At 57.0% G+C, this 9,009-nt stretch carries 9 protein-coding genes and 1 pseudogene; 7 read left to right on the forward strand and 3 right to left on the reverse strand.

The genetic code is table 11. The annotated features are described in order from the left end of the window. Positions 1-1,687 (reverse strand): aminomethyl-transferring glycine dehydrogenase (locus tag JJQ76_RS17705; protein ID WP_210398296.1); only part of this gene is annotated, 1,687 nt, incomplete at its 3' end. A gap of 141 nt (positions 1,688-1,828) precedes the next feature. Then, the gene (locus JJQ76_RS17710) at positions 1,829-2,362 is read right to left on the reverse strand and encodes a disulfide bond formation protein B (RefSeq protein WP_210398297.1); all 534 of its coding nucleotides are present in this window, start codon (positions 2,360-2,362) and stop codon (positions 1,829-1,831) included. 318 nt (positions 2,363-2,680) lie between these two features. Here JJQ76_RS17710 and JJQ76_RS17715 point away from each other — a divergent pair, with 318 nt between their 5' ends. Next, entirely contained in the window at positions 2,681-3,031 is a 351-nt protein-coding gene (locus JJQ76_RS17715; RefSeq protein WP_210398298.1) for a hypothetical protein, read from the forward strand. Further along, entirely contained in the window at positions 3,016-4,410 is a 1,395-nt protein-coding gene (locus JJQ76_RS17720) for a DNA recombination protein RmuC (protein WP_343232556.1), read from the forward strand. The genes JJQ76_RS17715 and JJQ76_RS17720 overlap by 16 nt, the downstream gene beginning before the upstream one ends. Before the next feature lies 1 nt (position 4,411). On the opposite strand, the gene JJQ76_RS17725 is transcribed toward JJQ76_RS17720, so the two are convergent. After that, positions 4,412-5,302: a LysR family transcriptional regulator gene (locus JJQ76_RS17725; protein ID WP_210398299.1), complete on the reverse strand. Its 891-nt coding sequence runs from the start codon at positions 5,300-5,302 to the stop codon at positions 4,412-4,414. A 109-nt stretch (positions 5,303-5,411) separates the two neighbouring features. Here JJQ76_RS17725 and JJQ76_RS17730 point away from each other — a divergent pair, with 109 nt between their 5' ends. The 5 genes and pseudogenes from JJQ76_RS17730 to JJQ76_RS17750 all read left to right on the forward strand — a co-directional run. Further along, a complete protein-coding gene (locus JJQ76_RS17730; RefSeq protein WP_210398300.1) occupies positions 5,412-5,993 on the forward strand; it encodes a YceI family protein in 582 nt (193 codons plus the stop codon). A gap of 20 nt (positions 5,994-6,013) precedes the next feature. Then, on the forward strand, positions 6,014-6,853 hold the full coding sequence (locus JJQ76_RS17735; RefSeq protein WP_210398301.1) for a hypothetical protein: 840 nt from the start codon (positions 6,014-6,016) through the stop codon (positions 6,851-6,853). A 15-nt stretch (positions 6,854-6,868) separates the two neighbouring features. Continuing rightward, positions 6,869-7,798: a glutathione S-transferase family protein gene (locus tag JJQ76_RS17740; protein ID WP_210398302.1), complete on the forward strand. Its 930-nt coding sequence runs from the start codon at positions 6,869-6,871 to the stop codon at positions 7,796-7,798. A 260-nt stretch (positions 7,799-8,058) separates the two neighbouring features. Next, complete coding sequence (locus JJQ76_RS17745; RefSeq protein WP_210398303.1) at positions 8,059-8,607, forward strand: cupin domain-containing protein; 549 nt, start codon at positions 8,059-8,061, stop codon at positions 8,605-8,607. Positions 8,608-8,864: 257 nt separating this feature from the next. After that, positions 8,865-9,009 (forward strand): annotated as a pseudogene (locus tag JJQ76_RS17750) (cell division protein FtsA); the annotation flags it as partial.

A 9,009-nucleotide genomic window follows, 5' to 3' on the forward strand; every position in this document is an offset into this window, starting at 1 on the left:
AGACGTTGTCGTAACCGGTGATCTCCACCAGCATCGCTTCCAGCTCGTCGATCAGCTGCAGGTAGCCGCCCACCTGCTCGCGCGGAGCGAAGGGGTGGATATGGGCGAACTCGGGCCAGGTCACCGGGATCATCTCGGCGGTGGCGTTGAGCTTCATGGTGCAGGAGCCGAGTGGAATCATGCCGTGGGCCAGACTGAAGTCCTTGTTCTCCAGCCGCTTCATGTAGCGCAGCATCTCGGTCTCGGAGTGGTAGCTGTTGAACACCGGGTGAGTCAGGAAAGCGCTGGTACGGCGCAGGTCGGCCGGAATGGCGCTATTGCCGCTATCCACCTCATCGACGTCGAGACCATGACCCTCTCCCAGGATCAGGGTCCACAGCTCCGCGACATGGGTCGTGGTGGTCGTTTCGTCGAGGCTGATAGCCAGCGCGTCATCACCCACCTGGCGCAGGTTGACCCCGGCATCCAGAGCACGCTGGTAAATGGCCGCCTGCTGCTCGCCGGCTTCCACCACCAGAGTATCGAAGTAGTTGTCGTAGCGTAGTGATAGGCCTTTGCTGATCAGGCCGCTGCCCAGGGTTGCAGCCAGACGGGCGACCCGCTCGGCGATCCGCTTGAGGCCTTCGGGACCGTGGTAGACGGCATAGAAAGAGGCCATGTTGGCCAGCAGTGCTTGGGCGGTACAGATGTTGGAGGTCGCCTTTTCGCGGCGGATATGCTGCTCGCGGGTTTGCATCGCCATCCGCAGCGCGGTGTTGCCGCGACTGTCGATACTGACGCCGATGATACGGCCCGGTGCGGAGCGCTTAAGCTTGTCCTGAGTGGCAAAGAATGCCGCGTGCGGACCGCCAAAGCCCATCGGTACACCAAAACGCTGGGCGGAACCGAACACCACGTCGGCCCCCATCTCGCCCGGTGACTTCATCGCTACCAGTGCCAGCAGGTCGGTGGCGACGCAGGAGAGCGCTTGCTGATCTTTGGCTTTGGCAATCAGCGGTTCCAGATCGCGCACCACGCCGCTGGCACCCGGATACTGAAGCAGTACGCCAAACACGTCGTGTTGATCCAGTTCGTCGGCCGGCGCGATCACGGTCTCGAAGCCAAAGTATTCGGCTCGGGTCACTACTACGTCGATGGTTTGCGGGAAGACGTCATCGGCGATAAAGAACAGGTTGCTTTTCTTGCGGTTGGAACGCTTGCACAGGGTCATCGCCTCGGCGGCGGCAGTGGCTTCGTCCAGCAAGGATGCGTTGGCCAGCTCCATGCCAGTCAGGTCCGTTACCATCTGCTGGAAGTTCAGCAGCGCTTCCAGTCGCCCCTGGGAAATCTCGGGCTGATAGGGGGTATAGGCGGTGTACCAGCCGGGATTTTCCAGCACGTTGCGCAGGATAACGTTGGGGGTGATGGTGCCGTAGTAACCGAGACCCAGATGGGAGCGGTTGACCTGATTCTGCCCGGCCAGGGCTTTTAGCCGGTTCAGGACTTCCGCTTCACCTTGGGGGGCGCTCAACGCCAGGGGCTGCTGCAGTTGGATCGACGCTGGCAGGGTGGTGGCGGTGAGCTGGTCGAGGGAGTCGGCCCCGAGTGCATCGAGCATCTGCGCTGTCTGCTGCTGGTCTGGCCCTAGATGGCGCTGCAGGAATTCATCGTGGTTGGCAAGCTGGCTCAGAGACAGAGAGGTTGTCATCGGCGGACCCTGAAGTTGGTAATGGGTGGTCGGCGTGCGAAGGACGCGCAAAAAACGGTTATTTTAACCGCTTCTGGGCCAATGAAATAGCGTCTCTGTTTCCCAAAAGCGAAAAAAGTTTCAGAAAGGGAATTTCAGCTGTCAGGCGAAGTAGTTGCGCTTTTTTTTGCGAAACTGCAGTACCGTCAACACCATCAGCGCGATAAAGAGCAGCAGGGTTTGCTGCGGGATCGTGAGTCCCAGCAGGGACCATTGGATTTCGGCACATTCGCCGGAACCGTTCAGAATAATTGAGAACGCGTCTTGCAGTGGAAAGTTTTGCAGCAGATATTCCAGTCCGGGCCCGCATTCCGGCACTTCGCTTGGTGGCAGGCTTTGCAGCCAGATGTGGCGAGCGCTGAGCAGTACACCGCCGATCCCTAAAAGGAAGTTAAATGTGGCGTAAACGCGCTGCCCCAACTGGCGCGGGTTGTGGACCCAGGCGAGCAGGAATACGACAGCCATGGCCATAATCACCAGCCGCGATGCCATGCACAGTGGACAGGGGTCCAGGCCCAGCTCGCCTTGAAGATAAACTACGGCAAATATGATGGAGCCGATACAGGTGGCAAGGCCAAGCAGGTTTAACCCGCGATAGCGTGGACCCGACTGGTCAGCCAAATAGTTCAACGCCACGTACACTCCCCTCCGATACTTCGCCGCTGTTGTTATTGTTATCCGACTCAAATCAGCATCTGCGAAAGTGACATTTAACAAGCTGATTTAACGGAAATAAATCGATGCATCCGAAAGCGCATCATAACCAAGCCAGATTTTTTTGCCAGTGCTTGCGTGCATTTTTTGAACAGCTGCACGGCGCCAGGCTGTGTCTGTGTGACAGCCTCCGTGGTGAGGGTTCCGTCTGCTTGCTCGGTGACGGCATCGCGGGTGCCAGCAGGTCACAAATTCCGTACAATGCGAGCGACTTCAATTTACTGTTCTGAGGGTGGGTACGTGGAACCGATGCTGGTGTTTTTGCTGAGTGGAACCTTTTCCATGAGTGCGGCGATTTCGACGAGTAAACTGTTGAAACGTCCGGCGGAAGAGCGCCCCGGCTGGCTGCAAACCACCGCCAGCGCGCGCAACCTGCTGCTGCTTGGGAATCTGTTTGCGCTGCTGTTGGTGGCGGCAATGTGGTTCGGTATCACCCACCTGACCTGGTGGATTCCCGTTGCCTGCCTGTTCGTTACCTTTCCTGTGATCCATGTACTCATCCTTGAGCGGTTGCTGGGCGATGTGAAGGGTGTACTGTTCTGTGGTACCGCATCAGTCGCATCGGCGCTGCTGCTGTGGCTGGGCTGGTAGCTTTGCCGTTGGTCACCGAGTTGCTGTGGTTGGGCGCCGGCGTTGTTGCGGGCGGGCTGGTCACCCTGCTGGTTGCGCTACTGCAAGGTCGTGCCGCCACCGCCGCAGCGGTTGAAAGGGAGCTGGGGCTCAAGGTTGAGATCAGTCGCTTACAGGAACGCCTGACCCTGGCCGCGCGGCTGGATCAGCAGCTGGACGAGAGTGACGCTGAAGTGCGGGCGTTGCAGGCGGCTAACGGTAACTTGCAGGCCGAGTTGCGAGCCGCTCAGACTCGGTTGGAAGAGGAGCGAGACAAGCAAGCCGAAAAGCTGGCGCTGCTGGAACAGGCGCGGGCGCGGATGCAGGTGGAGTTTCAGCAGCTGGCGCAGCGAGTGCTTGACGATACATCACAGCGATTTGGTGCCCAGCAGCAGGAAAAGATGGACGGCCTGCTGCGCCCCTTGCGGGAGCAGTTGGGTGAGTTTCGCCGTCGGGTCGACGATGTCTACGATAAAGAGGCGAAAGATCGCCGTGGTTTGCAGGAGCAGGTGGAGCAACTGAAGCAGCTTAATCTGCGTATGAGCCAGGATGCCGTCAATCTGACCAACGCGCTCAAGGGCGAAAACAAGACTCAGGGCAACTGGGGCGAAGTGATCCTTGAGCGGGTACTGGCCGAGTCGGGGCTGCGGCGAGGGCATGAATATGAGGTCCAGGCCAGCGCCAGGGATGCCAGCGGTGCCCGTTTTCAGCCTGATGTAATCGTTCACTTACCGGAAGGCAAAGATGTAATCATCGATGCCAAGGTGACGCTGGTGGCGTATGAGCGTTACGCATGCGCCGACAATGATGCCGACGCCAACGCCGCGTTACGGGATCATCTGCAGTCGGTACGTCGGCATATCAAGGGGTTGAGCAGCAAGTCCTACGCCGACCTCGACGGGGTGCGCAGCCTCGATTTCGTACTGCTGTTTGTTCCGATAGAGTCGGCGTTCATGCTGGCCATCGAGCAGGATCGGCAACTGTTCGCCGAGGCTTTCAGCCAGAATATCCTGCTGGTTAGCCCCTCAACCTTGCTGGTAACGCTGCGCACCATCCACCATATCTGGCGCAACGAAAAACAGAACCGTCACGCGCTGGAGATCGCCCGTCAGGGGGGAGAACTGTACGACAAGTTTGTTGGCTTTGTGGACGCGTTGGAGGAGATAGGGCGCCATCTGGATGCCGCTCAGCGCGCCTACGACACGAGCCATAAACGGCTGACAAGTGGGCGCGGCAGTCTGGTTAATCGGGTGCAGGGGCTGACCGCGTTGGGGGTTCAGGCGCGCAAGAAACTGTCCGATTCGGTGCTGGATGCCAGCGACCGGGATTCCGCAGCTGAAACCATTAAGGAAGACGCCTGAGTCAGGCGTCTTCACCAAAATATTCCTTGAGGAAGCCGATAAAGCTGCTCATTTTGGCCGGCAGATACTGGCGATGGGGGTAGACGGCGTAGACATTGCTGCTTGGTATCTCCCAGCCCTCCAGAATCTTTACCAGTTGGCCGTTATCCAGAGACTCGCGCAGCATGAATTCGGGTTTCATGATGATGCCGACCCCCTCGACCGCCGCCGCAACGATGGCACGGCCGTTGTTGGCGTTGAGTCGGCCGCTGACGCGGACTGCCTGATTGTCTCCCTCGCGTCGGAATTGCCATTCATTGTTGGTGGACGAGTAGGTGTAGGTCAGACAACTGTGCTGGCGCAGCTCGGCCGGTAGCTTTGGAGCCCCGTGCTGCTCGATATAGGCTGGTGCGGCGCAGCAGAACATCCGCTGCGGCATGATGCGTTGGGCAACCAGGCTGGAATCGGCCAAGGTGCCGATCCGAATCGCCATATCAAACCCTTCCTCAACCAGATTGACCCGCTTGTCCTGATAACTGATGTCGATTTTGACTTCCGGGTAAAGCGCCAGATAACGAGCGATGGCGGGTGCCAGACAGAGTACGCCGAAGTCTACCGGAGCGGTCAGTTTGAGCGTACCGGCGGGGCGTGATCCCAGTTCCGCCAGCGAGGATTCGGCGTCTTCCAGGTCGGCCAGCATATTGCGGCATATATGGTAGTAGCGTTCGCCCGCCTCGGTGGTGCTCACGGTACGGGTGGTGCGGTTAAGCAAGCGCACGTTGAGCTGTTCTTCCAGCGCGGCGATATGCTTGGTGACCATCGCGGGCGAAATATGCAGGTCTCTGGCGGCCTGGGAGAAGTTTTCCCGCGCCACGACGCGGCAGAAAACGCGCATGCTGGTTAGCTTGTCCATTTATTTACTCTTGCCTAATAATTTTTTGATTAAATGTAGCATTAATTTCGAATAAGTAAATTGTTAACGTGGTGTCAGTTCCAATCATCTATTGAAAAGGTATTGCACCATGAATGCTGTCAAAACCCTGCTGGTTGGCGCCAGCTTCTCCGCAGCAACGCTATTGCCTCTGTCCGCGTCCGCCGCTCCTGTGACCTACAAGGTCGATGCAGCTCACACCACCGCCCAGTTCATTATCGGCCACTTGGGTGTCAGCCGCACCGTAGGGCGCTTCAATGAGCTGGAGGGTAGCTACCAGATCGATGCTGACAATCCTGCGGCGAATAGCGTTGAGCTGACTATTCAGGCGGCTAGCATCGACACCAATCACACCAAGCGCGATGACCACCTGCGCAGCCCTGACTTTCTTGATGTGAACCAGTTTCCGACCTTGACCTTCAAGAGCAGCAGTTACCAAGGTAATGATGCCAAGGGTGTAATCACCGGCGACCTGACGCTGCACGGTGTTACCAAAGAGGTGAGCTTTGAGGTGGAAAAAGTGGGCGAGGGCAAGGACCCCTGGGGTGGCTACCGTAACGGTTTCGTAGCCTCCACCACCATTAACCGTTCCGATTTCGGTGTCAGCTACTTTATTCCCGGCGTGACCGATGCAACTGAAATTACCCTCTTCATCGAAGGTATTCGTCAGTAACTCGGGCCGGAGCTTTACCTATGTACGGACAGTCAGCGGCAGACGCGACCACGCTAATGGCTTTGCAAACCGTCGGTTTCCCCTTATTGGCGGCATTGCTGGGCATTGGGGTGGCTGTGTTGTTGCAACGAAAGGATCGAGCGCTGAGTGCTTTTGTCGGTCTCAGTTTGCTGTTGGCTGTCGGCTTTTGGGGCGCTGCAGGCTGGATGCGTGGGCGCTGGGGCATACCGCCGCAGCAGGCGATGGATGTGTTGGCGATATCTCCCTGGTTATTGCTGGCCTCTGAGTGGGTTACCCTGCGTTATGGTTGGCGCAGGGTGATCTCGGTCTCTGCTGTTGCAGGGTTGGTTGGTTGGTTGTTATGGCCGATTCTGGCGCGTGGAGGCTGGCTGACCGGGTGCGTGTTGGTGGGCGTGATCCTGTTGCTGGCATTCCTTGCCTATACGCTGGCAAATAGTGACGACGAGGGTGATTTTTGGGTTATCTGGCCGGCATCCGCGGCGCTGGTTGCTCCACTGATTGCCTTGGATGGTAGCTTGCTGCTGGCACAGTTGGGCGGTGTCGTTGCGACATTGCTCGGGGCAAGCTGGTTAGCATCCCGGCTGCTGTCTAACTTGCCGCTACCTGTGCTGCTCCCTGCCGGTGTCGTAACGCTGCTTTACAGTGCAGCCCATAGCTATGCCAACACCGACCTGCGGGCGTTGCTGCTGCCGTTGGGCGCGATGCTGGTTACCGGTTTGTTGCTGCGGTTAAGTGGTCTGGCTAATCGTTGGGCGGCGGTGATATTGCTGCTGTTGGCCGGTGGGGCTGCAGCGGGCGCTGGCGCATGGTTGGTGTGGCCTCAGGAACCGATGTATTAAACCGGAGATAAGTGCATGTTGGTCGAAGGTAAGTGGGTAGGGCGGTTCAAGGCCGTACAAGGCAAAGATGCCGAGGGCGGCTTCGTGCGCCAGCCGTCGCAGTTTCGTCACTGGGTCGGCGACGACGAGCGCTTTCCACTGGAAGCCGAGCGATACCATCTGTATGTGTGCATGATCTGCCCCTGGGCATGTCGAACTCTGGCGGTGCGGGCGCTTTTGGGCTTGGAGACTGTGATCAGCGTATCGCGTGCCAAGCCGGCCCTAACCGATCAGGGCTGGGCATTCGAGGATCAGGGCGAACTGTCTGACCCCTTCCTTGGCGCTGCCTTCATGCATGAGATCTACACCCACTCAGATCCCCATTACACCGGTCGCGCTACGGTGCCGGTGCTGTGGGATAAAAAGCAGCGCTGCATCGTTAATAATGAGTCGGCTGACATTATCCGGATGCTGAATGACCAGTTTCGGCCGTTGGCCACTCGTGATCTTGAGCTGTTTCCGTCGATGCTGGCGGATGAGCAGGAACGACTCAGCAAACATTATTACGAGCAGCTCAATAACGGCGTTTATCGGGCGGGATTTGCCACGACGCAAGTCGCCTATGAGCGAGCGGTCAAGGATGTTTTCTGCGCGCTCGACGAACTGGAGCAGCGGCTGTCAGGCCGGAGCTATCTGCTGGGGGAGCAGCTAACTGCCCTCGATATCCGGATTTTTGTCACTCTGGTGCGCTTTGATGTGGCTTATCACGGTGCCTTCAAATGCAATTTGCGCAGGATCGCGGATTACCCCAACCTGTCCCGTTATCTGCGCCATCTGTATCGCTTGCCCGGTATGGCGGAGACCGTGGATATCGACGCTATAAAACAAGGCTATTACTCCATTCGAGATATAAACCCGACCGGGGTTGTGCCGCTGGGGCCCTTCTCGGTCGCATTTCTGGACTGATTCCTTCATTCCGGCGGGCCGTTCATCGCTCGTCGGCTTTTTACTTCCACCGGACTATCGACTTATGTCGCTGGTCAACTATTGTGCGACAGGGTAATCTATACCGCGTCTTCCCCTGTGGTTTATTGAGCCGCCGAGCGCTGCTGCCTAACCGGCTATTAAGGGCTCCGGGCGAAGCGATGGGCGCTAAACCTGCGTGGAGTGCTCCCGAAGTTTCTGTTTAAACTTCGCACAATAAGTAGATAAACAAGAGGTGGGTAATGAGCGTCGACGTGGGTGCACGGCTTAAAGAGGTTCGCTTGCAAAAGAATCTGTCTCAGCGTGAATTGGCCAAGCGGGCAGGGGTGACCAACAGCACTATTTCACTGATCGAACAAAACCGCGTCAGCCCCTCCGTCAGCTCACTAAAAAAGGTGCTGGACGGAATACCCATGCAGTTGCAGGAATTCTTTGCCCTGAACGTACCCGAGAAAAAACAGGTTTTTTATTCCGCAGATGAATTACCTGATCTTGGACATGGTGAGATCAGTCTGCGCCTGGTTGGGCATAACTATCCTAACCGGACCCTGTCGGTGTTGAGCGAGTCTTATCCTGCGGGTTCTGACACTGGGGCGGAAATGCTTACGCATGAAGGCCAGGAAGGCGGAGTCGTTATCCGCGGTGAAATTGAATTGACCGTAGACGGTGACGTGCGGGTGCTTAAAGCAGGCGAAGCGTACTTTTTTGATAGTAGTTTGCCGCACAGATTCAGAAACCCGGGTGATGAGACCTGTGAAATAGTGAGTGCAAATAATCCACCTTCGTTATGATTGATTTTTGATCACTGGCAAAAAGGAAAAGGGCGCTAAAGCGCCCTTTTCCTTTTTTTATCTTAAGTAAATTTAAATATTGCCGTTAAGGGCGGCAAGGATTTGCCGATATTTGAACTCAGCGGCAAGCGTTTGGTAAAAAGGATTGCCGCCGCTGACTAGAAAACAATTGGTTGTCGAAGATAAAAACTTGGACTTTATTTTGCATTGTTCGTCCCCAATCCCCGTGACGAGTTTGGCGGTTTAATTGGATAACTATGGGTGAATCTGGGTTGAACAACATGATCGTGGCTTTGGACATCGGCACCAGCAAGGTGGTGGCGCTGGTGGCGGAAGTGGACGTCGACGGTCGGATCGAGGTGGTGGGCGTAGGTTCACACCCGAGCAAAGGGCTGAAGCGCG

Origin of the sequence: Motiliproteus sediminis, from assembly GCF_017912535.1 — a bacterium.
Lineage (GTDB): Bacteria > Pseudomonadota > Gammaproteobacteria > Pseudomonadales > Balneatricaceae > Motiliproteus > Motiliproteus sediminis.

Coding starts and splice junctions, on each gene's coding strand:
- JJQ76_RS17740 (WP_210398302.1), top strand. CDS start 6,869: ATGTTGGTCGAAGGTAAGTGGGTAGGGCGGTTCAAGGCCGTACAAGGC.
- JJQ76_RS17725 (WP_210398299.1), bottom strand. CDS start 5,302: ATGGACAAGCTAACCAGCATGCGCGTTTTCTGCCGCGTCGTGGCGCGG.
- JJQ76_RS17745 (WP_210398303.1), top strand. CDS start 8,059: ATGAGCGTCGACGTGGGTGCACGGCTTAAAGAGGTTCGCTTGCAAAAG.
- JJQ76_RS17735 (WP_210398301.1), top strand. CDS start 6,014: ATGTACGGACAGTCAGCGGCAGACGCGACCACGCTAATGGCTTTGCAA.
- JJQ76_RS17730 (WP_210398300.1), top strand. CDS start 5,412: ATGAATGCTGTCAAAACCCTGCTGGTTGGCGCCAGCTTCTCCGCAGCA.